Annotated in this window: 9 protein-coding genes and 1 pseudogene; 3 read left to right on the top strand and 7 right to left on the bottom strand. The window is 42.3% G+C overall.

Features of this window, described 5'->3' with window-relative positions; all coding sequences use genetic code 11:
- Positions 1-1,254 carry an imidazolonepropionase gene (gene hutI, locus NMK93_RS14825; protein ID WP_254528138.1) on the bottom strand — a complete coding sequence of 418 codons (1,254 nt, stop codon included), beginning with the start codon at positions 1,252-1,254 and terminating at the stop codon, positions 1-3.
- Positions 1,255-1,256: 2 nt separating this feature from the next.
- Positions 1,257-2,825, bottom strand: a complete 1,569-nt coding sequence (hutH, locus tag NMK93_RS14830; protein ID WP_254528139.1) for a histidine ammonia-lyase — start codon at positions 2,823-2,825, stop codon at positions 1,257-1,259.
- A gap of 78 nt (positions 2,826-2,903) precedes the next feature.
- Here hutH and NMK93_RS14835 point away from each other — a divergent pair, with 78 nt between their 5' ends.
- The 3 genes from NMK93_RS14835 to NMK93_RS14845 all read left to right on the top strand — a co-directional run bounded on the left by NMK93_RS14835 (position 2,904) and on the right by NMK93_RS14845 (position 15,614).
- Positions 2,904-3,803, top strand: coding sequence for a LysR family transcriptional regulator (locus NMK93_RS14835; protein WP_254528140.1), 900 nt, complete (start codon positions 2,904-2,906; stop codon positions 3,801-3,803).
- Positions 3,804-3,950: 147 nt separating this feature from the next.
- The gene (locus NMK93_RS14840) at positions 3,951-9,746 is read left to right on the top strand and encodes an alpha-2-macroglobulin family protein (protein WP_254771282.1); all 5,796 of its coding nucleotides are present in this window, start codon (positions 3,951-3,953) and stop codon (positions 9,744-9,746) included.
- Between the two features lie 159 nt (positions 9,747-9,905).
- Positions 9,906-15,614 (top strand): alpha-2-macroglobulin family protein, encoded by a 5,709-nt coding sequence (locus NMK93_RS14845; RefSeq protein ID WP_254771283.1) that lies wholly within the window; start codon positions 9,906-9,908, stop codon positions 15,612-15,614.
- 72 nt (positions 15,615-15,686) lie between these two features.
- Here the strand turns inward: NMK93_RS14845 and NMK93_RS14850 are convergent.
- The 5 genes and pseudogenes from NMK93_RS14850 to gyrB all read right to left on the bottom strand — a co-directional run bounded on the left by NMK93_RS14850 (position 15,687) and on the right by gyrB (position 26,431).
- Positions 15,687-17,933 (bottom strand): annotated as a pseudogene (locus tag NMK93_RS14850) (sodium-translocating pyrophosphatase).
- Between the two features lie 143 nt (positions 17,934-18,076).
- Positions 18,077-19,996 carry an ATP-dependent DNA helicase RecQ gene (locus NMK93_RS14855; RefSeq protein ID WP_254530124.1) on the bottom strand — a complete coding sequence of 640 codons (1,920 nt, stop codon included), beginning with the start codon at positions 19,994-19,996 and terminating at the stop codon, positions 18,077-18,079.
- Positions 19,926-22,019 (bottom strand): ComEC/Rec2 family competence protein, encoded by a 2,094-nt coding sequence (locus NMK93_RS14860; RefSeq protein WP_254530126.1) that lies wholly within the window; start codon positions 22,017-22,019, stop codon positions 19,926-19,928. The genes NMK93_RS14855 and NMK93_RS14860 overlap by 71 nt, the downstream gene beginning before the upstream one ends.
- Before the next feature lie 2 nt (positions 22,020-22,021).
- The gene (locus NMK93_RS14865) at positions 22,022-24,073 is read right to left on the bottom strand and encodes a helix-hairpin-helix domain-containing protein (RefSeq protein ID WP_254530128.1); all 2,052 of its coding nucleotides are present in this window, start codon (positions 24,071-24,073) and stop codon (positions 22,022-22,024) included.
- A gap of 399 nt (positions 24,074-24,472) precedes the next feature.
- Positions 24,473-26,431 (bottom strand): DNA topoisomerase (ATP-hydrolyzing) subunit B, encoded by a 1,959-nt coding sequence (gene gyrB, locus NMK93_RS14870; protein WP_185214354.1) that lies wholly within the window; start codon positions 26,429-26,431, stop codon positions 24,473-24,475.
- Positions 26,432-26,488 lie beyond the last annotated feature (57 nt).

Genomic DNA, 26,488 nt, shown 5'->3' on the forward strand with positions numbered 1-26,488 from the left:
TTAATCATTTCTAACAAACACTTCGATTCCATTTTTCCAGACTGCCTTTGGCTGTAATCCGCCTTGCAGGTAGGTAATGTTCTGGTAGTTATCCGTATCATAGATGACTAAGTCTGCCAACATCCCTTCCATCAAACGACCTCTATCATCCAAGTTCAAGGCTTTGGCAGCCCTATAGGTAATCCCGGCCAAGAGCTCAGCATTGCTAAGTTTCTCCATGGTTGCCAAAATACTTGCGCTTTCGATCAGTTTTCCCATTGGAGCAGAACCAGGGTTCCAGTCTGTGGCAATAGCTAAACTGGCACCAGCATCCAACAGCCTCCGTGCAGGAGTAAATCCACAGCCAATACCTAATGATGCAGCCGGCAAGGCCACTGGAATCACGTCAGAACCTGCCAACAAACTGATCTCATTTTCAGTTGAAGCTTCTAGGTGATCTGCCGAAACTGCCGCCAATTCAACTGCCAATTTTGAACCGGAAGTGCTGAACTGATCCGCATGTACCGTCAGGTCAAAGCCCATTTCTTTGGCTTTTAGATAATATGGTAAGATTTGTTCAGCAGAGAATGCACTCTTCTCAACAAAGGCATCGATCCGATTGGTTAAATTCTCTGATCTAAGGATAGGAAAGAGCTTTTCCCCCATTTCAAAAAGGTAATCTTCTGCATTCCCCTCATAGTCCTTAGGATGCATATGGGCAGCAAGACAGGTCGAAACCAAGTCTACATAAAAGGATTGGTTTGCTTCTTTGATGGCGCGAAGGGTTTTCAATTCCTCCTCCACTTGAAGTCCATAACCACTTTTGACCTCTACGGTTGTTATACCTTGTCTCAACAGGGCATCAGCACGTTTCAGGGTCAAAGCTTTTAATTCTTCTTGGCTACAAGCACGGGTATGTTTTACAGTACTCCAGATACCGCCACCAGCTTCTGCAATTTCTAGGTATGAACTCCCGGCATTACGCATGGCAAAGTCATTCGCTCGGTTTCCACCGAAGGCGATATGGGTATGGCAATCAATATATCCTGGTAGAGCAACGAAATCTCCTTTCAGTTCAACGATCTCAATATCATCGGGCAAAGCCTCCTTCAATCCCTCAAAATCGCCTACCACGCTTATTTTGCCATCAACAATATAAATACCCGCTTGTTCTATGATTTCCAGTTGCTCGTCCTTTAAAGCACCTTTCAGCGGCAAATGCTGCATAGTCAGCACCTGTTTGAATGGCCCTATTAATTTTCCGTTCTCATTCATGATCAATAGTTTTCAAAATATTCGACATCCTTACCAAAATACGGCTTATCACTATCTTTGGCAGCTTTTCTTGCTACCTCGATCAATTCTCCAGATTTAATGATAGCCAAAGCATTGTCCAAGATTTCCTGCATAGGTTGATCCTCTTCGATATGTGGAATCCTTGTCCTGATATGTTTATGGATGGCCTCAATCACCGCTGTTGACTGTTTAGGATTATGAAAATCCTTAGCTTGAGCCGCACAAAGCATCTCAATGCTCAATATTTTATCAACGTTATCCAGTACCTGCAGCAGTTTTCTGCCAGAGATAGACCCCATGCTCACATGGTCTTCCTGACCTAAAGAAGTCGGAATGCTATCCGCACTTGCTGGGAAGCAAAGTCCTTTATTTTCACTAGCGATGGCAGCGGTACTATATTGAAGGATCATAAATCCAGAGTTTAAACCTGTTGCTTTCATCAACAATTTAGGAACCCCATTAGTTTCCCCTTCAAGGGATAAATAAACCCTCCTGTCGGAAATATTCCCCAATTCAGAAACTGCAAGTGTAGCATAGTCCAAAGGCAAAGCAATCGGCTGCCCATGGAAAGATCCACCGCTGATGGTCAGTTCACTATTGATGATGATCGGGTTATCGGTTACCGAATTGATTTCCGTTTCGATGATTTCCTTAAAGTGCAACCAAGCATTTCTTGACGCCCCGTGCACTTGTGGGATACAGCGTAAAGAATAAGGATCCTGTACCCGTGAGCAATTTTTATGCGACTCCAATATTTCCGAATCTTTCAAAAGATTGAAAATAGTCGAGGCCACAAAAGTATTTCCTTTGTAAGGCCTCAGTTGATGCAATTCAGCATAGAATGGTTTGATAGAGCCGTTCAACCCTTCAATCATCAGTGTGGCGATCAGGTCGGCATTGTTCATCAATCTATTCATTTCCACTACAGCTTTTACACCATGGGCAGCCATGAATTGCGTTCCATTGATCAGGGCCAAACCTTCCTTGGCACCAAGTTGAATGGGTTCCATTCCAAATTCCTGAAGCACAGAAGCCGAATCAACTGACTTTCCATCCTTCCAGACCTTACCTAACCCAATCAGCGGTAAAAACAGATGGGATAAAGGAGCCAAATCACCAGATGCACCAACCGAACCTTGCTTAGGTACAACTGGAATCACATCATTCTGAATATGCCAGATAATACGTTCTACCGTACTCAATTGAACCCCCGAAAACCCCTTTGCCAGGGCATGCACCTTTAAGATAAGCATGAGCTTGCTCAATTCCTTATCAATAGGCTCGCCTACCCCAACGGCATGGCTCTTTAATATATTTTCCTGTAATTTCTTGGTATCTTGAGGGCTGATCAAAGTAGTACACAGTGGCCCGAAACCAGTGTTGATTCCATACACCACTTTTCCAGCATCTACAATCTCTTGGACATACTGGGCGCTTTGGTTTATTTTACTGATCGTTTCCTCAGTCAATAGCCCTTGGCAATCAGATTTCGCAATAGCTATGGCTATTGAACTATTCAAATAATCTTCTCCGTATTTAAATGTTTTCATAATATTTCCCTGTGTAACCCAAATTTACCTGCTATATTTGATAATTGGCAATATCAATTTTAGCAACAACTGATAACCATGAATTATCAAATAGAACTCCGACATCTCTTATATTTCAAGGTAGTAGCCGAGGAATTACACTTCAGAAGGGCCGCTGAAAGGCTATTTATTGCTCAGCCAGGACTGTCTAGGCAGATCAAGCAATTGGAGGAGCATTATGGCACTCAACTTTTCCGCCGTGACAAGCGAAATGTAGAATTGACAGAGTCAGGCATTTACCTTAAAAAAGAGGTGGATTTGATTTTCAATGAATTGGACAATATCAAAGACCATATTGAAAAAATATCAGAAGGAAAGATTACTTCGCTGAAGCTTGGGTTTATCGGATCTGCCGTTCAAGCCATGTTGCCCCAATTACTGGTGGAACTGAAGCAGAAACAACCATTGATCGATATTACGCTCAATGAACTCGCCAATGAGATTCAGATCGACATGATCAACAAACAAGAACTCGACTTTGGTTTTGTAAGGGTCAAGGACACTCCTATAGGCTTAAAATCAATTCCCATCTTAACGGAACATTTCTCATTGGTGGTTCCTAAAAACTCCACGGCTAGGCCAAAGGGAAAGGTCAATCTCCATGATTTTAAGGACGAATCCTTTATTCTCTTTTCCAAGGAATACAGCAATTCCTATTATGAACTGGTGATGAGTATTTTTGAAGATCATGATTTTGACCCGCACGTAGCGCTGCGTACAGTCAATGCACTAAGTATTTTTAACCTGGTGAGTCAAGGCTTAGGTGTAGCCATTGTGCCTACTTCCTTAAAAAAAGGTTATCATACCCATGTGGATTTCTTAGAGTTGAACCATCTGCCACAACGCACTACCCTATCTCTTATCTGGAGCAAAAAGAACAGAAACCCAGGTATTCCACTGCTATTGGATATTGTTGCGGGGTTAAAAAGAAAACAATAGTTTTTTCCTAAATTTAGTACCAATCAAGAGATTACTGGTAAGTAAGAAATTCAGTCCATTAACAATATTTTCAGGAGCATTATGGAATCAGCTCCATTTCTGCATCCATTGCAAAAACAAGGTTATGAACATTAAGGTTTATGTTATATGAAACAATTATTCATCCTATTATTCGCACTTTCACCCATCCTGCTATTCAGTCAAGAATCTAAAACGACAAACATGATAGAAGAAAAATGGAAAGAGGTAGACAGACTAATTTCCATTGGGAATTATGAACAGACAGCCCCTCTTCTGAATGAAATAAAAACTTACGCCAAAAAATCAAAAAATGGCCCAATGGAGCTTCGAGCGATTATTGCAGAGAGCCAATTGCTTCAAGTCAATACGACACAAGAAGATCTTTTCGATAAAGTAGACAAACACTTCCAAAACAACATCAACCAAGCAGAGGGGGTTCAAAGAAGTCTACTCTATAGTTTTTATGCCCAGTATTTAGGAAGCAATACCGATTACTACAGCGAAAGCAAGAATAAATTTTTAGAGGCAGATGAAGAAACCAAGTATAAAATCTTGGACTCCCTGTTCAATAAATCCTTGGAGAACAAAGACCTTCTCTTGAAACAACCTATTGAAGATTGGAAATCTCTCTTTTCCAGCAGCAAAAATTTTAGCCTCAGTCCTACGCTTTACCACTTCAATAGTAATGCATACCTCGCTTTCTTGCGAGGGAACAGGGTAAAAAATGCAGTAAAAATCAAAAATATATCAGAGGATTTGCTCAGCATCAATAAGAAAGCAGGATACGCTGATGCGACCTCCTATCTAATGGTGAACAATATTTCCCCTAGCTATCAAAAAAAAGATGGCTATGTTGATGCTTTAAAAAACGTAATCGCTCAAAACAAAAGCGATTATAACGCGTTCATCTATACCATCATTGCAGAAACATTGCACAACAATAATGATACAAAAAACGCAGTTGAATATCTAGCCAAAGCAAAACAAGAGTATCCAAAATCACCTTGGATCAAGGATGTTGAGCTCATGGATCAACGATTTAAAAGTGTGGAAATACAGTTTTATAATAAGCAGATTAATCCTTCCAATGTCAACAGTCCGGTCCAGCTCTCCTTTAAAAATGCGGAAAAGCTCTACTTGAAAGTTTTCAATGTGACCAATACCCCAACAAACTATAAGAAATTTGAAGTAAAATTAGATAGCATAACGAAAAAAGTAGGGGTAAATGCGACGGAGGTGTATGAAGAGGAAATTCCAATAAAATCATTTGATGATTATAAACGACATTCTACCATTTACAAGATAAATGCTCTTCCTTTTGGCAATTATGTAGCCCTTATTTCAAACAATCCTGAATTCAAAGCTGATGGTCTATTCAATACCGTGTCCTCATCAAGTTTTATTGTTTCGGATTTATTTAACTACACAGAACTGGAGAAAGGGAAGAATACAGAATATCTTTTCAAAGGTTTGCTGATCAATCGAAAGACGGGTTTGCCTTATGCTGATAAATCGTTGGAGATCTATGATGTAAATTCAGGAAAAGCACCAAAGCTGGTTCATAAAATGAAAACTAATCAGAATGGAGAGTTTTCAGTAGATATCAATAAGGATTCATATTATCGCTATCAATCTGGGGCGATGCTTTACCTTGCCGAGGAAAAGCAGATCATCGACATGGCTGCTCCTTTAAATTATAGCTTTTCGCAGATCGAGAAAGAAGAGGATAGGGTTAGGTTCAATACCAAGATCCTAACCGATAGAAGGATTTATAGACCCGGTCAAAAGCTTTACTTCAAAGGAATTGTTTATAACAACAGCTCATTAAGTGGAAAAGTAATAGAAGGTAAAAAACTAGATGTGATACTTCAGGATGCCAACGGTCAGAAGGTAGACTCCTTGTCATTGACCAGCAATGCATTTGGTTCTGTAAATGGAGACCTTCAAATCCCAGCCAATACCTTGGCGGGTGGGTTCAATATCCTGATTATGGATAAAGAAAACCAAATTGGCTATCACTACCTAAATGTGGAAGAGTATAAGCGTCCAACCTTTAGTGTTAAATTTGAACCCAATAAGGAAACCTATAAACGCTCAGATATAGCCGAATTCATAGGAAAAGTAGAATCCTATTCCGGTGTGCCACTTGTAGGTGCTTCGGTGAATTACAAAGTTCGAATAAACTCCTATGGTCGTAATTATACCAATTTCACATTAGCCGACAGTTCAATAATCGCTGATGAGCAAGGAAAATTTACCATCAGGGTTCCACTGGAAGATACCGCATTAAATAAATTGGAAGATTTCAACATCAGTGTAACTGCTGAGGTCGTGAATCAGACCGGAGAAATGCAGCAAGCATCTGTTTTTTACACCTATTCGGATAAGCCTTGGGTAATCAATATTCAAGGTCCAAGAATAGAAGAAGCAGGTAAATGGAATAAATTATTCATCAGTACCGTGAATAAAAACAACCAGCCCTTGCCCTTGACCGGTGAGATAAAAATCTATAAGTATCCTGAGCCTAATATTGCTTTACCGGATCAATATGACAATATATTTAAAAATGTGGATTACCATATTTTCAGTAATGCAGAGTACAAAAAACTTTTCCCAACCTCATTTGATGAGTCTTTAATCATCAAGAAACCAACAGAATTGGTAAAAACCTATTCCTTTGACACAAGGGATACGAGCCTTGTGAAAATAGATTCCAACCTGTTTCCAAAAGGAAAGTATTACGTTGAGGTCATTTCAATCCAAGGAAAAGATACCATAAGAAGTCAAGCAGATGTGAGCATTTTCGACCCTGTAACCAAAAAGAGCAGTGATCATGACTTTCTCACATACAGTTTTGATAAACCAAATTATGGTCTGGATGAACAGGTCAAATTAAATTTCTATACAGATGTCCCTAATGCAAAGGAGATTTTTCTTTTTCCAAGTAACTCCTTTGGTAAACAAGAGACCTTTACCATTCCTGTAAAGAATGGCCGAGCAACCTATGAATTCAAATTTGATAAGGAAAAGTTTGCACGAGGTTATCAATTAGACGCTATATTAATTGTAGACAACCAGATTGAAAATAAATTCATCAGCGCTCCTAAGCGAACTGATGATCAAGATTTAAAAATTAAAATCAGCAGCTTTAGAGACAAAATTACGCCGGGAACAAAAGAGAAATGGAGCTTTAGCATCTTGCAAAAGGACAAGGTCATTCCATCCGAGGTATTGGCTACCATGTATGACATGTCATTAGACGTTTTTGGAGCCAATTACTTCCCTACCTTTTTTGACAGGTATAGCCCATCCTATTACAGGCGATATAATTTTACCAATTTATTCTATGCTTCATCAGCCTCAAGTCCCTTTGGATTCAATGAAAAAATTATCAATGCAGTTGGCAATGAATTACCTATAGTAAACAATTATGGCCTGTGGGATGCCTATTGGTTAAATCGCGGCATCAATAGTCTGCATAATTATTATGATGATCAAGTTCAATATGCAGCTGGATCAGCCCCTGCAGCAAATGGTATGCAAAGAGTTCTTCGAGGCAAAGTATCTGCTGTCAATATTGAAGCAGTAGCCGATGTACGTGAAGTAACGGAAGAAACTGTATCCTTATATGATGAACTAAAAGACCCTAATCTTAGGGCACAAGTTGAAGAATTAAAGAATAAGGGCCAAGGAGTAGACCTCTCCCAGGTCCAAGCGCGCAAGAACCTTCAGGAAACGGCCTTCTTCTACCCGAACCTGTACACCGACAAGGAGGGCAACATCAGTTTCGAGTTCGACAGTCCCGAGGCCCTGACCAAGTGGAAGCTCATGCTCTTCGCCCATGGCAAGAACCTCGAGGTGGGCTCCGAACAGTTCTATACACAGACCCAGAAGCAGCTGATGGTACGTCCCAACCTGCCTAGGTACTTCCGCGAATCCGACCAGATCGAGATCATCGCCCAGGTACAGAACCTCAGCGGCAAGGCGCAGCAGGGCAAGGCCAAGATCGAGATCATCAACCCGGTCGACAATGCCGACATCAGCGAACGGTTCGTGCTGGGCGACATCACGACCGACTTCAGCGTAGAAAAGGACAACAACCAAACGGTGTCCTGGAAGCTCAAGGTACCTGAAGGGTACCCAAGCGTGCAGGTCAAGATCGTTGCGGCAAGCGCGGAACATTCCGATGGCGAGATCGTGGAGCTGCCGGTACTGTCCAACAAGGTGCTGGTTTCCCAGACCGAGAAGATCGCCCTAAAGGCTGGCCAAAAACAGGACTTCAGTATCCCTTCTGCCGGCAAGGACAACCTGCAGGCCAAGGTACAGGTACAGAGCAACCCGATCCTGGAGATCATATCAGCCATCGACTACCTCAAGAACTACCCATATGAATGTACCGAACAGTCAACCAGTAAATGGTTCGGTCTGAAGATGGTACAGTACATAGACAAGCATTACCCTGCCATCTCCGATTATTTCAGGTCCATCAAGGTAAAGGATACCAAGAGCAGACTGGAGGAGAATGCCCAGCTCAACGAGCTGAAGCTGCAGGAAATGCCTTGGCTACGCGACATACAGCGTGACAGCAAGCGCCTGGAGGCTTTGGCCGAACTGTTCAATTCCAATATCGAGACCGAACTCAAGGGCATCGAGCAGAAACTGCTCCGTGGACAATTGGACAATGGGTCCTTCCCTTGGTTCGAAGGCGGAAAGTCCGATACACATATCTCCATGAGGATACTGGAGGTCGTAGGCAAGGTGTTCTACCTGGACCACAGCCTAGTGAACCCGCAGATAAACGGCAGCATGAGACGCCTGGCTACCTACCTGGACCAGGACAGCAGCATAACCAGGGAAAAGGCATCCGCCAATATCGCACTGGACTATCTATATGCACGCCACTTCTGGAACTCGGAAGTCAAGGTACCTGAAAAGAACGGCAAGGTCCTTCGGGCCAAGATCGCCAAGGCTCCGATCATCACCGCCAAGGGTCCTGCCGGCTATGCCGCAAAGGCATGGATCGTCAACCAATTGTTCGGTGAGTCCAAGGAGTCAAACGAGATCCGCAACAGGATCCAACAGGAGGTCATCCTGGATCCCGACAAGGGCATGTACTGGGAGAGCAACGGCAAGCAGTACAACGATATCAGCCTGCATAGCTATATGCTGGAGGCATACAAGCTCCATGACCCGAGCAAGCTCAATCCGATCAGCCAATGGATCTTCTTCCGCAAGGAAGCCAACTATTGGCGAAACACCTGGATGACCGTGGATGCCATCTATAGCCTGTTGCTGGCCAACAATCCAAAGGACTTCAACCTGGACAATGCCGTAACCGTACTGGTCGACGGACAGAACGCCAAGATGGACTCGGTGGTACTGGGACAGGTCTCCAAGACTTTCAATAAGCAGGATCTTGACCGAAACAGGTCCGTACAGATCGAGAACCACAACGACCGCACGGTATTCGGTGGAGTTTTCCATCAGTACTTCCTGCCGGTATCCGAAGTGAAGGCATCGACCAACGACATCAAGGTCAGCAAACAGTACATGGTTGAGCGGAACGGTAAATGGGTGGAGAGCAATCAGGCAAAACTGGGCGAAAAGATCAAGGTGATCATCACCGTCATCAACGACCAGGACCTGGAATATGTACATCTGAAGGACAGCCGACCTGCAGGCGTGGAACCTGTATTCGTACCTTCGGGATACAGCTGGAGAAACAACTACTATTTCACCCTGAAGGACGCATCGACCAACTACTTCTTCAACGCCCTGCAAAAAGGGAAAAGGACTTTCGAGTACGAGGTCAAGGCCAATAACCTAGGTGAATTCAACTCCGGTATAACCAACATCGAAAGCATGTACGATCCGACCGTAAATGCAAGATCTGATAACAAGGTCATCACGATTGTCAAATAGAAGAATTAAATAAAAAGGGAAAGGGCAATTTGATATCAAATTGCCCTTTCCCTTTTTATAGGACATATTCCCTTCCTAGTCCACATAAAGTTTATTAAAAATAATTTGTGAAAAAATTAATTTCTCGCATCATTAATTAAGAAAGCCAATTATTAATTCATGAAGAGAATCCTACAAATATCAATGTTTATCCTTCCGTTTTTAGCTTTTGGACAGATCAACGAAAGAGAAATCGAACAAAAATGGAAAGAAATCAACCGTTTAGAAGTCATTGGAAATTATAATGAAGCCATCCCAATAATAAATGAATTAAAGAAATCTGCACAAGGAAAAAAAGATGATGCCTTGGAAGTAAAGATAGTTCTTGCGGAAACCATGGGGCTAAGGAAGAATGAAACTTCTGTTGACCTATTCGAAAAAATTGAAAAACATTTTATAAGAAATCTAAAAGGGAAAAACAATGTTCAAAGAGCAGTCCTATATCAAGCTTATGCCTTATTTCTTCTTAATAATGTAGAAGACAACCCATCCAGTACTAATAATGAGTTCCTAGGTTCAACCAAGATGAGGAAATTTGAAATCATTGATAGTCTCCTCAAAAAATCCATTGCTGATAAGGAATCTCTCCTAAAACAACCCATGGAAAAATGGCAATCCCTATGGGAAGATTCCAAACAGCTTTCTATTCACCCGACACTATACCATTTCAATCTTGATACATATTTAAGGTTTTTACTTAACGACAGAAAGAAAAATCTGGATCTTTACAATAAACTTCTAACGGATGTTCTAGCCTATAATAAGAGGAAGGGCCTAGAGGATGCAACTGCCTATATCCTGGCGAAGAACCTCTATATTGAAAACCGAGATACGTCGAGTATTATTGAAGGTTACGAAGGTATCATTCAAAAAACCAACAGTCAATTCAATGCCCAGATCTATACTTTATTGGCAGCAAAATTAGGATCTCAAAATCCTAAATTACAAGTACGATATTTACAGAAGGCTAAAAGACTGTACCCAAATTCCCCTTGGACAACGGATTTAGATTCATTGATTAACCTCTTCAATGGCTTGAAATTGAACCTTAAGCACAGCTCCTCCATACCAACCAATGAATATGTACCCATAGTTCTTTCCATTAGGAATATTGACAAGATATATCTGAAAGTATTCAAATTCCAAAATGATCTGGATTATTATTCAAGTCCAGAAGTTGGATTAAGCGATATAAATAACAAAGCAAAAGAAATCTATACGGAACAAGTAGCATTGAAACCTTTTGATGACTTCGAAATCCACACCACTTACTATAAAATTAACCCACTAAGCGCCGGAAAATATCGAATCCTGATTTCAAACAATCCTGAATTTGAAAATAATGACGACAATAAATTAGTAACAGCGTCCAAATTTGAAGTAACAGATTATTTCTTTAAAACCGCAATCGAAAAAGACCCTTTTGGGGGCGATATCTTTTCAACTTACCTCGTGAACCGCAAAAATGGCGAGTCTTTTAAAAAGAAAGATCTTCAAATCCTAAAGTTGAAGGATGGAAAGACTAGCCTAAAAACAGCGAGTACAAATCATGCTGGAGAAATTTTACTCCCTATCCCAGCAGATTCAGTTAAATTCTATAGTGACGATATAGGCATTTTCCTTCCTGAAGAAAATCAACACCTCGTTTACCATAAAACCAAAAACTTTTCGGAGGAAGACAGCTCTCCTAATGAATTAGATTTCGAGGCAAAAACGCTTCTTGACCGAAGTATTTATAGACCAGGACAAAAAGTTCTATATAAGGTGATCAGTTACCAAAATGACATGTATGCAGCAAAAATCCTAGCCGGAAAAAGATTGACTGTACTAATAAAAACATCAAATGAGCAAATAATAGACTCCCTGGTCCAAACCACAGATAGTTTCGGCTCCATAAATGGAGAATTTGTTCTTCCTGAAAAATCCCCACTTGGCTTCTATCAGATCATGATCAAAGAAGGAAATCAGTCAATTTCCTCTTCATCTTTCCGAGTAGAAGAGTACAAAAGGCCAACATTTAAGATCTACCTCAATAAAATTAAAGATACCTATACGTCAAAAGATACGGCGGAGTTCACAGGATTGGTAGAATCATTTTCTGGAGTAGTCTTAGGTGCTACTACAGTTTCGTATACCATTACTGTAATTACACATGACCCAAGTACAAAATATATAAATCTTCCTGCAGGTACTTTGCAAACCGAAAACGATGGAACTTTTAAAATTAGGGTTCCTTTGAATGACACCCTTTTCGCAAATTTCAAAGGCTATAGTATTTTATTGAACACCTATGCAACAAGCCCTACCGGCGAATCCCAAAAAGCATATACGCATTATATATATTCGGATATTCTCGGCACCGCGGAAATAAATTTGGATGAAGAAAAATTATTTGCCAGCAAATTTGATGAGATAGAAATAATTGGTAAAAATGAAAACCAAGAAAAGGTGAATCTTTCCGGTGAAATTCAAATCTTCAAAAAACCGGATTTCACTACCATTGGGAACACCTATTCAAACAGTTTGTATTCCACTAAATTCCTGGATGAAATAGAATTTCATGTGTTTTCGCCTGAGGAGTACATCAAGTATTTCCCAACAAGGGTAACCAAAAAAGATTTTGAAACTCAAAACGACACCCTTGTAGCTACCTATCCCTTTGACAGCAGCCTTTCTCCTACCATAAAGGTTGATCCAACATTGTTTTCTTCGGGAAGATATTACATTAAAGTGGTTAATGTCCCTGATTCTGCCTTATTAGGATATCGCAGCTTTGAGCTAGCAGATTCCAAAACTAGGAAGAAGGGCAATAAAAACTTTTTAGTCTACAATTTTGATAAAGAAAACTATCAAATCAACGATCAGGTAAAAGTTGACTTTTATACTGATTTAAAAAATGCAAAGGAGGTACTTTTAGTGCCTTTTACTAACCAGCATAAGCTTGAATCCATTATCCTTTCTATTGAGAATGGTCATGCATCCTATTCTTTTTTATTGGATAGTATAAAAATCAAGAACTACTATCAGTTTCAAGCTACATTGATTAATGAAAATAAAATTGAAAACCTTAGCATACAAATACCATTACATAAGGAAAACAACATCCTAAAAATTAGAGCAAATACCTTTAGAAATAAAATCCTTCCTGGAAGTAAGGAAAAATGGAGCTTTAATATATCACTGAATGATAAAGCTATCCCAGCTTCCGTATTTGCATGCATGTATGATTTTTCCCTGAATGAATTTTTTACAAAAAGTTACACTAACAAATGGAATTTGACGAGCTATCCATATAGATATGAGGTAAGGCATAATGCCTTTTTTACATTGATTAATGCTCGAGATGAAGAAGACTATATCCATATTTACATTCCTATGAATGATTTAAAATTCCATCAACTAAATAGTTTCAGTTTGTGGAATACCTTGACATTAGATCAAGGTGATATTTCTCTTTTGGAAAATAATAATCGGGTCTATGAATTTGAGGCGATTTGGACCCCAGCATATTTAAATAAAGTTGATAATATTCCAAGAGGAGAATTCGCTCCGAAAAATGTGAATCCTGGCATGAATGAGTTAATGCCTATTTATCAAGGAGTAGACCTCTCCCAGGTCCAAGCGCGCAAGAACCTTCAGGAAACGGCATTCTTCTACCCGAACCTGTACACCGACAAGGAGGGCAACATCAGTTTCGAGTTCGACAGTCCCGAGGCCCTGACCAAGTGGAAGCTCATGCTCTTCGCCCATGGCAAGAACCTCGAGGTGGGCTCCGAACAGTTCTATACACAGACCCAGAAGCAGCTGATGGTACGTCCCAACCTGCCTAGGTACTTCCGCGAATCCGACCAGATCGAGATCATCGCCCAGGTACAGAACCTCAGCGGCAAGCCGCAGCAGGGCAAGGCCAAGATCGAGATCATCAACCCGGTCGACAATGCCGACCTCAGCGAACGGTTCGTGCTGGGCGACATCACGACCGACTTCAGCGTAGCAAAGGACAACAACCAAACGCTGTCCTGGAAGCTCAAGGTACCTGAAGGGTACCCAAGCGTGCAGGTCAAGATCGTTGCGGCAAGCGGGGAACATTCCGATGGCGAGATCGTGGAGCTGCCGGTACTGTCCAACAAGGTGCTGGTTTCCCAGACCGAGAAGATCGCCCTGAATGCCGGCCAAAAACAGGACTTCAGCATCGCTTCTGCCGGCAAGGACAACCTACAGGCCAAGGTACAGGTACAGAGCAACCCGATCCTGGAGATTATCTCTGCCCTAGACTACCTCAAGAACTACCCTTACGAATGTACCGAACAGTCCAGCAGTAAATGGTTCGGTCTCAAGATGGTTCAGTACATAGGCAAGCATTACCCTGCCATTTCCGATTATTTCAGGTCCATCAAGGTAAAGGATACCAAGAGCAGACTGGAGGAGAATGCCCAGCTCAACGAGCTGAAGCTGCAGGAAATGCCTTGGCTACGCGACATACAGCATGACAGCAAGCGCCTGGAGGCTTTGGCCGAACTGTTCAATTCCAATATCGAGACCGAGCTCAAGGGCATCGAGCAGAAACTGCTCCGTGGACAATTGGACAATGGATCCTTCCCTTGGTTCGAAGGCGGGAAGTCCGATACCCATATCTCCATGCGGATACTGGAGGTCGTTGGCAAGGTATTTTACCTGGACCACAGCCTAGTGAACCCGCAGATAAACGGCAGCATGAGACGCCTGGCTACCTATTTGGACCAGGACAGCAGCATAACCAGGGAAAAGGCATCCGCCAATATCGCACTGGACTATCTATATGCACGCCACTTCTGGAACTCGGAAGTCAAGGTACCTGAAAAGAACGGCAAGGTCCTTCGGGCCAAGATCGCCAAGGCTCCGATCATCACCGCCAAGGGTCCTGCCGGCTATGCCGCAAAGGCATGGATCGTCAACCAATTGTTCGGTGAGTCCAAGGAGTCCAACGAGATCCGCAACAGGATCCAACAGGAGGTCATCCTGGATCTCGACAAGGGCATGTACTGGGAGAGCAACGGAAAGCAGTACAACGATATCAGCCTGCATAGCTATATGCTGGAGGCATACAAGCTCCATGATCCGAGCAAGCTCAATCCGATCAGCCAATGGATCTTCTTCCGCAAGGAAGCCAACTATTGGCGAAACACCTGGATGACCGTGGATGCCATCTATAGCCTGTTGCTGGCCAACAATCCAAAGGACTTCAACCTGGACAATGCCGTAACCGTACTGGTCGACGGACAGAACGCCAAGATGGACTCGGTGGTACTGGGACAGATCTCCAAGACTTTCAATAAGCAGGATCTTGACCGCAACAGGTCCGTAAAGATCGAGAACCACAACGACCGCACGGTCTTCGGTGGAGTTTTCCATCAGTACTTCCTTCCTGTGTCCGAAGTGAAGGCATCGACCAACGACATCAAGGTCAGCAAACAGTACATGGTAGAGCGGAACGGTAAATGGGTGGAGAGCAATCAGGCAAAACTGGGCGAAAAGATCAAGGTGATCATCACCGTCATCAACGACCAGGACCTGGAATATGTGCACCTGAAGGACAGCCGACCTGCAGGCGTGGAACCTGTATTCGTACCTTCGGGATACAGCTGGAGGAACAACTACTATTTCACCCTGAAGGACGCATCGACCAACTACTTCTTCAACGCCCTGCAAAAAGGGAAAAGGACTTTCGAGTACGAGGTCAAGGCCAATAACCTAGGTGAATTCAACTCCGGTATAACCAACATCGAAAGCATGTACGATCCTACCGTGAATGCAAGATCTGATAACAAGGTCATCACGATTGTAAAGTAAGCACATAAAAAAAGAAAGCCCTCTGTCGCAATTTGCTTGACAGAGGGCTTTTATTTTAGAAAGGTTTAATGCTTATTTGTTTTTCGTGATTACCGGTTTATGATCAACCATAACCACTTTTTCTTTATTATCTACCTTATCCTTCTTTGCATTTTCTGCAAGGTGATGTCCGCCCAAGATTGGAGCAATCACCAACCCTACCAGACAAGTCAATTTGATCAAGATATTCATGGAAGGACCGGAAGTATCTTTGAATGGATCACCAACGGTATCACCGGTTACAGCTGCTTTATGGGCATCTGAACCTTTAAAGGTCATCTCGCCATTGATCATGACACCAGCTTCAAAGGATTTTTTGGCATTATCCCAAGCACCACCGGCATTATTTTGGAAGATCGCCCACATGACTCCGGAAACCGCAACTCCCGCCATATACGCTCCTAATGCCTCTGCTCCCATCACAAACCCAACAATGATCGGCGTGATAATGGTGATGGCACCCGGCAACATCATTTCGCGCAGGGCGGCTTTGGTGGAAATATCCACACATCTTCCATAATCAGGTTGACCTGTTCCTTCCAAGATGCCTGGAATTTCACGGAATTGCCTTCTCACTTCGTTCACCATATCCATGGCTGCTTTACCTACCGATTGCATCGCCAAAGCGGAGAATACAACCGGAATCATACCACCAATAAACAAGGCAGCCAATACATCGGCCTTAAAAATATTGATACCATCAATTCCTGTAAAGGTCACATAGGCAGCAAATAAAGCGAGTGCGGTCAATGCTGCTGAAGCAATGGCAAAACCCTTTCCTACCGCCGCAGTAGTATTACCCACCGAATCCAAAACATCCGTACGCTGACGCACCTCTTTTGGCAATTCGCTCATTTCCGCAATACCGCCGGCATTATCGGCAATTGGTCCAAAGGCATCGATGGCTAGTTGCATCGCTGTGGTCGCCATCATCGCTGAAGCCGCAATTGCCACTCCATAGAAACCCGCCAGTTCATATGAACCCCAAATTGCCAATGCAAATAGGATAACTGAAGAAGCCGTCGATTTCATACCGGTTGCTAATCCCGCAATAATATTGGTCGCTGCACCGGTAGAAGAATTCTGTACAATATTCAAAACTGGTTTCTTACCCAAACCGGTATAGTATTCCGTGAAAGATCAAATCAAACCTCCAACGGCTAAGCCTACAATGGTTGAATAGAATATGTTCATTCGAGGGACATCCTGATAGCCTTCACCAAAAAACTTCATCTGGATAACCTCTGGCAACATATACTGGATCAAAAAGAAACAAGCAACCACCGTCAATAGGATCGATGTCCAGTTCCCCATATTTAAGGCCTTCTGTACTTGATTTTCGCGGGCATCATTCGATGAAACCTTAACCAGGAATGTACCGATAATAGAGGCTAAAATACCTACTCCTGCAATCACGATAGGAAGCAAGATCGGTCCCATGCCATTAAATGCATCCGTAAACTCCGATCCATTTACTTCCGACATGTCCTTGATGATATAGTTACCCAGCACCATAGATGCCAATACGGTTGCTACATAAGACCCAAATAGATCGGCCCCCATCCCTGCAACGTCACCCACATTATCACCAACGTTATCGGCAATGGTCGCCGGATTACGAGGATCATCCTCTGGAATCCCAGCTTCCACCTTACCTACTAAATCCGCTCCAACGTCTGCTGCTTTGGTATAGATACCACCACCAACACGTGCAAATAGGGCAATTGACTCAGCACCTAGGGAAAAGCCTGCCAGAGCCTCCAAAACAACGGTCATCTCCAGGTAGAAATTACCACCCTCGGTCAAAAACATCTTAAGGAACAACAGAAAGAAAATACTCAATCCCAATACCGCCAATCCGGCTACGCCTAATCCCATAACGGTACCTCCAGAAAAGGAAACCTTTAGGGCTTGTGGTAGACTGGTTCTGGCTGCTTGGGTTGTTCTGACATTGGCACGAGTCGCTATCCGCATCCCGATATTCCCTGCCAAAGCCGAGAAAAAGGCACCACAGACAAAAGCAACGACAATGATCCAATGGGAAGTCTCTACCAAGGTAGAAACGATAAAAAGTGCAATCGAGGCGATCACAACAAAAATTAACAGGATTCGGTACTCCGCTTTTAGGAAAGCCATCGCCCCCTCTTGGATACTCTTGGAAATGGATTGCATCTTGCCGTCGCCAGCATCTTGCTTACCAACCCATCCTGCTTTGACAAACATAAATAACAGACCCAATACAGCGAGTGCTGCTGGTAAATAGATGATAAATTGTTCCATACAAAGTTTATTTGGTTAGTATTAAAGATAACACATTTTTTTATCAATATACAAGCGTACAAAAACTTGTTTGTTTTCGTACTCAATCGATAAACCTTGGAGGAACAATCACTTATGCTTAAGATTTTTTATGCTGGAATCGGTTAGAGGGCATTCCAACTATAGTGCTCGTTTTCCAATTTCACTTCATCGGAATCCAATAGTTTTCGGAGGACTTTGAGGCGGTCCTCATCTTTGCCTATCTCAATAGCTTCGATCAGGTCATGAAGCAACATGGGCTTTGCCAGCAATAGGAACTGGATCTTCTTTTCGATAGACTCGGCCAAACCCGATTTATGCTCGCGGACCACACAGAGATCACATACGCCACAGGGCTCCTTGGCTTCTTCCCCAAAATAATGCTGCAAACTCAAACTCCGGCAATCCTTGCTGTCCAGATAATGATATATGGCCTTTACCTGATCCTCTTTGATCAGTTTTCGTTCTGCAATAAACGCGGTATCGATGTAGAGGTTCTTATAGTCCACCCTTGGCTGTAAAAATTGTAATTGTGGTGAATCAGTCTTGGCCACATAGGTCATCAGCTCCTGTTGTTGCAGGTACCGCATCATCCGAACAACCTCATCATAGGGCTTGTTCAACTTCTTGGCAATTTCAAATTCATTGATCGGGACATAATAATCAAATACACCACCATAAATCCGCAAGATGGCCTTGATCAATGGATCATACTGCGCACTCTGGACCTGAAATTTATAAAGCTCCTGAAAATCCACCTCGAATTTAATCCTTGCCGGAATATACACCGCTTCACTTAATGACAACCATTTATCTCTTTCCAGGAATTTCAAGGAGCTCAGGGTCTTGACCACATCCAGCTTATATTTCTTGGCAAAATCGACCACATCAAAATCATAGGTCAACCCTTTCCCAGCACCGTACGCAATCTGGAAATAATTACAGAGATGATGGTAGACTTGTTGGATATATTGAAAATCCGGAAAGCTCAAATCTATATTTTCCCAGAGTTCATTTCGATCAGCTTGTTGATACAACAAGACTGGAAATGCTTTTTTTCCATCTCTACCTGCCCTTCCAGCTTCTTGATAATAGGCCTCTAGGGAGTCTGGAATGTCCAGGTGAATGACAAAACGTACATCAGGCTTATCTATTCCCATCCCAAAGGCATTGGTCGCTACAATGACCCGTACCTGGTTACTGGTCCAAGCATCCTGTTTTTTGGAACGGCTTTGCATATCCAATCCGGCATGATAGAAATCAGCCGGTATACCATGGTTCAACAGATAGCGAGCCACCTCTTGGGTTTCCCGACGGTTCCTTACATAGACAATTCCCGTTCCACCGACCTTGGAAATGATCTTCAACATCCGACCCATCTTATTGTCTTCCTTGAAAACCATATAACCCAAGTTTTCCCTTCGGAAACTCTTGGAGAGTACATTTGGCTTCGCAAATCCTAATTTTTCCTGTATATCTTCAACGACCTTAGGGGTAGCGGTGGCGGTCAAGGCCAGTATCGGAACTTTGGGTTGTAATTCCCTTAACTTGATCAGTTCCAGATACGATGGGCGAAAATCATATCCCCATTGCGAAATACAATGGGCCTCATCAATGGCAAACAGATTCACCTTCATGTGGCGAATCCTTTCTTGGACCATATCGTTGTACAATCGCTCCGGTGCCAAATAGAGGAATTTGATATTGCCGAAAATACAGTTGTCCAATGCAATATCCACTTCTCGATGCGACATACCTGAATAAATGGCAATCGCTGGAATATTTCGCTTGCGTAGATTTTCGACTTGATCTTTCATCAGGGCAATCAATGGACTGATCACGATGCAGATCCCTTCTTGGAGCATGGCAGGTACCTGGAAACAAATAGATTTCCCGCCACCGGTTGGCATCAAAGCCAAGGTGTCATTTCCCAACAGGATCTCATGGATTATCTCTTCCTGCAAGGGACGGAATTTATCGTATCCCCAGAACTCCTTTAATATGGATAAGCTCGTTTTTTCCATCTTGATTACTCTCCCAAACATACGCAAAATTATCCTTCAATATGTAATAAGCCCTGTTTACCCTTTTTAATTCTGCCACTGTCTGCTCGATATACCAATCTGAATTGGACCCATCCAAAATGCAAATGGAAGCATTCAATTCACTCGGTAGCTGCGCATTCTTTCTGAGCAATAAAATCTTGGAAGCCTGGTGATCATGGACCTTGGTATTTTGGATATATAAGTCCATATCATCATAGAGATGTAGGCATTGGTTTTCATCCTTAACCTTCAAGCTGGCAAACTGAATATCTTTTGGATCCACATACTTCTTTAAATCTGGCAATACTGAAAATCGCAGGCTTTTATGCTGAAGAGAATCACAGGTACTCAAGAGCAGTACATCTGCACGATTGATATAGGCAATGCTCAACTCTTTTCTTGTATTATAGATTTTTACTCCCCGAAAGGATCGATGATCCAGCCTTATTTTTAGGACCATGGAAAATAGCATGACAAAGGAAATCAAAGAAGTGCAGAGAAATATTTTCGACTGTTTCTGAAATCCAATAAAAAGAAAGGCAAGACCTAAGTAGCAGAGAAAGGTTACTTTCGCATCTATTACCATTCCTTTGATGCTGGAAAAAGGAATGGAATCAATGTACTTAAGGATTTGGTAGGAAAACAAAATGCATTCGTTCAAGAGATTTCCAAGGATCTCTCCTATCCCTTCCATTGAAAAAACGACTAGCCCCATGCCTAAATAAAGGATAACCGTAGATGGCAAGCTGATAAAAAGGTTAGAAAACAGAAAGAAGGTGGGAAACTGCTGGAAATAGAAAATTACCAAGGCAGTTGTTGATAATTGTGCTGCAACGGAAATATATAACAGGTCCAATAGCTTATTGATCCATATGTGGGATGTATAATATAAACCTTGGAGTACGGGAATAAACAGCAGGATTCCAATAACTGCAAGATAGGAAAGCTGAAAACCTATATCAAGAAGCATAAAGGGGTCAAAAACCAATAAAAGAAATGCAGAGGAAAAGACCGTGTTTAATGATAGGACGACCCGAGCTCGCCAATGTCCGATCAAGTACAGGCTAAACATTAATGTTGCTCGCAGCACGGCGGGGACAAATCCACAGATCAGTGCGTAAAACCATATAAAACAGAGAATTAGAAGGTATCTTGCCTTTCGACCATGTGCTAGGCGATCTATTGGTTTTAATATCCAGGTCAAAAGCAAGAACATCAAACCGACGTGCATGCCTGATACACTCAGTACATGAATGGTCCCGGTGTTAGAGAACACTTCCATCAGCTCATCGGCCATGTCGGAGCGATATCCAAAAGTAATCGCACTGGCAATCTGAAAGGCTGAAGGATCGTTGATAAATTTCCTGAAGTTCATCTGGAGCCTTTCCTGATATTGCAAAACCCAGCTTTCAAACCTGTTGATCTTGGCAATTTTCAGTCGCAACAATTGGTCTTTTGGGATAAAGACCTGGTAGAATATCCCCTTCCCATTTAAATATTTTGAATAGTCAAACTGTCCTGGATTAAAGGCTGGATCCAATTCCTTAATCTTGGTTCTAAATCCAATGATATCGCCCTTGTGCAAATGAACTATGCTGGAATCTTTATCCCAAATAGTGGCCATAACCAGGATACTCTTTGGTTTTGGACCTGAAGGAAGATGTTGAAAATTCAGTTCAAGCTTACTTCTTAAAACCTGACCCTTTCTGCTTGGCTCTTCCAATAATTTCCCTGAATAGATCAGCGTTTTGGATAGATCGACTTTTTCTTTGGGCATTTTTATCGCAAGGCCCAAGACCCCAAACAGAAATAATAGGACATAGATCAGATAGTAAAGATTCCTTGATTTTTTCCGCATCCAAAACAGGAGAAGGAGAACAAACAACATCAGGATCAATAGTGCCAATCCTTGGAAATAGGCATAATTCCAATGGATCTGAAAGGAGACCAATATGCCAAGTCCGAAGCAAAGAAATATCCGAAAGAAGGGAATCTGCTCTAATTTTAATTCTTGGATTTCCATGATCACCAGGAATAACGGATTTGCAATTTTATATCCGACTTTATATTCCCCGATATCTGATCCAAGCCAGAGCCTATCTGCGTTTGACCTAGATAGTGTGTCAGGGCATACCTGAGCCAAATATCAATCCCTTTAATAGGTCTTATTTTTTGGTTGAGGTAGGCGCGAAAGCCCTTTCGAAAATAAGATGGAAATGAAAATCCATACAGTACATCCCTTTCGTAAGCATATAATCGCGATTCATAGGATTCAGCATTGAAATAGGCCAAGCGGAGGTTCCCCCCGATCCGCCAGGTAGGTTTATTCCAGATCAAATCTTGATATGCCATGAAACCATGCTTTTTCCCCAAGTTGCTTTTATGGAACTCTTTCACTTCCATCTGATGTCCAATCTGTACCGAATTATTGAGCTTGTACAGGAAGATCAGCCTCGCCTGTTGCCTGGCTACATCTGCCACAGCTATTGATCCCTTTTGCGTAGCACGATAGTTCTCCTGATAGAATTTATATTGATACCGTAATCGCAGATGCCCTTTCTTATACCAGATATAACTTATTTGGGTGCGTCCCTGAAAGGAATAGGAAGCTTCTTTGGTCCTGAATTTCATCCAAGGAAATTTTACATAGTCTATGCTATTCATCCATTCTATTTTCCGGTTTGGTTGAAAGGCGAAACCCAGGCTCCAGGCTTTTTCATTGGACAAATGAGATTGTGCCTGAAGAGACTGAGCAAAGAAAGCATGATAATCTTTCGCATAATCTCTATAGGAAATGGAAGCAGAAAACTTCCTTCCCAGCGCTGCTATCAATCCATGGTTATGGGCCCAGCCTGATCCAATGGAATGTGCTGATTCTCCAAATAGCAACATGTTGTATAGATTGTATTGATAGTAGGCAGAAACGTTCTGTAAATTTTGACCTTCAAATCTATACCGGCTGTGGGCTTTCGTATTTAGCTTTAGGGGTAAGCTGAATTGCGTATTCAAAAGATTTGCCCCTACTTTAAAACGTTCATTCAGATAACCCACCTGAATTCCGTAGACCATTTGATTGAGCCTTTTTCGATTTTTCCATTCCGTGGGCGTTCGATGTAATCCAGAATAATTGATGCGCTCGACAAAGGGTTCTTTGCCTTCGGTATTTAGGCTGGCCGAGAGGTTATTGTAGGAAAAAAAAGGGCTTAGCTCAAAGCTTTTCCTCTTGATCCGAATCGCCAAGCCACGCATAAATTTACTTTCCATCATTCCTGTATGCGGCCTGATCCCCAATCCCTGTTGCATAATGTTTGCAACAGATGCTGACCTACCCACTACAGATCCATTCCATAAGGAAAGGCCTTGACCAAACTGTAAAAGATAATCGCCCACAACAATCTGCTCAAAAGGTCCTAGCTTATTGATCAAGATCGATCCTGAATAATAATCGAATCCCATCCTTTTACCCTTTATCGAAAAGGGTTCACCCGCATCTTTCTTCATGTTGAGGCTGACCTTAAGCTTCTTTCGGGCATTCCAGCGGATACGGTTGATGATCCTGTCTGGACTGCCCAAATACCTTGAGCGCTTAGGATCGGCAATCTCATAACCTCTAGGCACCTGCAATCCACGGGAATAGGTCATCATCCAAGATCCACCTGGATCCTTGAGCAATTCGCGCCAATGCCCATCTCCATCCAAAAGGTTTTCATTGACCCTGACAAAGGGAAGCAGTCTTTCTAAAGTTTCTAGATTGATGCTTGGAATAGCCTGAAGTTCCAAGGTAGAGATAAATGGTCCAGCTTTCTCGCGGTGTAGCAGGATCTGCTGTACCTGAAATGGTGAAAGGAAAATCAATTGATTTAGATCCGCTGCTGTTACCTTGTTCAAATCCAGGGGTCGCTTTAAGTATTGAGATAAAGCTTCTGCATAGTCGGAAAGACCTGCATCTACTTCACTTTCATCCAGAATCTGGTTGACTATTATTTCTTCGGTTTCACTTTCATTTTGGGCAAGTACAGAACATGAAAAAAGGCATAGGGCAAAATGGGAAAGCAAACAACGAAATATACTATTCATTCAAAAAAGCAATACAAATCCACACTCGGGTTTTCATGCTAAATATCGTTGCCCTCTGTTAATCGGGAATGATTTCAATTTTAAACTAAGGCTAAGGGTACGGTACTGTAAAATAATTTTTGGTAAAGTACAGCTGAAGATCAGGACAGGGAAAGGGGAAAAAACCTAAAGAAAAATAGGGTTGAAAAATAAAAAAATCGAAAAAAGTTGGAAAACTTTACCTTACTCTTGTTCGAGGCATGTTCGGGCCATATTGCGAAAATTCCGAATATGTCCCGAATAAGACCAAAATCAGAATGGGGGAAAAATTCATGGCAAATTCATGTTAAGAAAAAGTAAAGGTGGTCAAAATTACTTCTGACCACCTTTACTCTGTGAAACTTATATTTTTATCTATTCTTAGATATCTATTTTTGCGTAACGCGCATTCGCTTCGATGAACTCTCTACGTGGCGCAACCTCATCACCCATTAGCATGGAGAAGATACGGTCACATTCAGCAGCGTTCTCAATGGTGACTTGGCGAAGCGTACGTTTTTCAGGATCCATGGTCGTATCCCATAACTGCTCAGCGTTCATCTCTCCAAGACCTTTATAACGTTGAACATGTACGCTATCTTCTTTACCTGCACCTTTTAAGCGTTGGATTGCTGCCAGACGCTGATCTTCGGTCCAAGCGTATTCGAAATCTTTACCTTTCTTCACCAAATATAATGGTGGAGTAGCGATATAGACATAGCCACGTTCAATCAATTCTTTCATGTAACGGAAATAGAAAGTCAACAACAAGGTTGCAATGTGCGAACCATCGACGTCGGCATCCGTCATGATGATGATCTTGTGGTAACGAAGTTTATCAATGTTCAAGGCTTTGGAATCTTCGGCAGTACCGATCGACACGCCTAATGCAGTGAACATGTTCTTGATCTCTTCATTTTCATAGATCTTGTGTTCCATGGCTTTTTCCACGTTCAAGATCTTACCACGTAAAGGCATGATGGCCTGAGTAGCACGGTCACGGCCTTGTTTCGCCGTTCCACCCGCTGAGTCCCCCTCGACGAAGAAAATCTCACATCTTTCAGGATCCCTATCCGAACAGTCGGCCAGTTTACCAGGAAGTCCGGAACCACCCATTACGGTTTTACGTTGCACCAATTCTCTTGCCTTACGCGCAGCAGCACGTGCTTGGGCAGCTATCACTACCTTCTGAACGATTTGCTTAGCCTCTTTCGGGTTCTCTTCCAAATAAGAGCTCAAGATCTCGCCTACGGCAACATCTACGGCACCCATTACTTCCGAGTTACCCAATTTGGTTTTGGTCTGTCCCTCGAATTGAGGTTCTGCAACTTTTACCGAGATTACCGCAGTAAGTCCTTCACGGAAGTCATCACCGGTGATCTCGACTTTTAAGTTTTTCAATAGACCCGAATCGTCAGCGTATTTCTTCAGGGTACGGGTCAATCCTCTACGGAAACCAGCAACGTGAGAACCACCTTCGATGGTATTGATGTTATTTACATAAGAATGAACATTCTCGGAGTACGTATCGTTGTATTGCAGGGCAAGTTCAACAGGAACGCCTTGTTTGATACCTTCCACATATATTGGTTCAGGGATCAGAGCGGTTCTATTACCGTCCAGGAATTTCACGAATTCTTGAAGACCACCTTCTGACAGGTATACATTTTTCTTAAACTCGCCATTGTCCAAGATTTCCCTTTCATCGATCAAGGTCAACTTAATGCCTTTGTTCAAGAAAGAAAGCTCTCTAAGACGGTTTGCTAAGGTATCGTAGTTATATACGGTAGTAGTGGTAAAGATTTCCGGATCAGGAATGAATGTAACAATGGTTCCTGTGACATCACTGGTACCGATTTCTTTTACATCAGCCTGAGGTTTTCCTTGTGCATATTCTTGGACAAAGATCTTACCTTCTCTATGTACTTCAGCGCGTAAATGAGTGGAAAGGGCATTCACACAGGAAACCCCCACACCGTGCAAACCTCCGGACACCTTATAGGTATCCTTGTCGAATTTACCACCGGCGTGCAATACAGTCATTACAAGCTCTAAAGCAGATTTCTTTTCTTTTTTATTGATTCCTGTTGGAATACCACGACCATTGTCGCGTACAGATACACCGTTAGATTTTAGAATGGTTACGACGATGTCGTTACAATAACCGGCAACAGCTTCATCGATAGAGTTATCGACTACTTCATAAACCAAGTGATGTAGGCCTTTTACGCCTGTATCACCGATGTACATGGAAGGGCGCTTACGTACAGCTTCTAATCCTTCTAATACCTGGATATTATCCGCTGAATACGTAGATGCATTTTTATTTTCTTCGCTCATGAAAATCCTTTAAAATTACTGTTGATTAACTTTCAAAAATACGAAATTTTCCCCTAA

Origin of the sequence: Sphingobacterium sp. LZ7M1 (genome assembly GCF_024296865.1) — a bacterium.
Taxonomy (GTDB): Bacteria; Bacteroidota; Bacteroidia; order Sphingobacteriales; family Sphingobacteriaceae; genus Sphingobacterium.

Coding starts and splice junctions, on each gene's coding strand:
- NMK93_RS14860 (WP_254530126.1), bottom strand. CDS start 22,019: ATGGAAATCCAAGAATTAAAATTAGAGCAGATTCCCTTCTTTCGGATA.
- NMK93_RS14840 (WP_254771282.1), top strand. CDS start 3,951: ATGAAACAATTATTCATCCTATTATTCGCACTTTCACCCATCCTGCTA.
- hutH (WP_254528139.1), bottom strand. CDS start 2,825: ATGAAAACATTTAAATACGGAGAAGATTATTTGAATAGTTCAATAGCC.
- NMK93_RS14845 (WP_254771283.1), top strand. CDS start 9,906: ATGAAGAGAATCCTACAAATATCAATGTTTATCCTTCCGTTTTTAGCT.
- gyrB (WP_185214354.1), bottom strand. CDS start 26,431: ATGAGCGAAGAAAATAAAAATGCATCTACGTATTCAGCGGATAATATC.
- NMK93_RS14865 (WP_254530128.1), bottom strand. CDS start 24,073: ATGAATAGTATATTTCGTTGTTTGCTTTCCCATTTTGCCCTATGCCTT.
- NMK93_RS14835 (WP_254528140.1), top strand. CDS start 2,904: ATGAATTATCAAATAGAACTCCGACATCTCTTATATTTCAAGGTAGTA.
- hutI (WP_254528138.1), bottom strand. CDS start 1,254: ATGAATGAGAACGGAAAATTAATAGGGCCATTCAAACAGGTGCTGACT.
- NMK93_RS14855 (WP_254530124.1), bottom strand. CDS start 19,996: ATGTTTGGGAGAGTAATCAAGATGGAAAAAACGAGCTTATCCATATTA.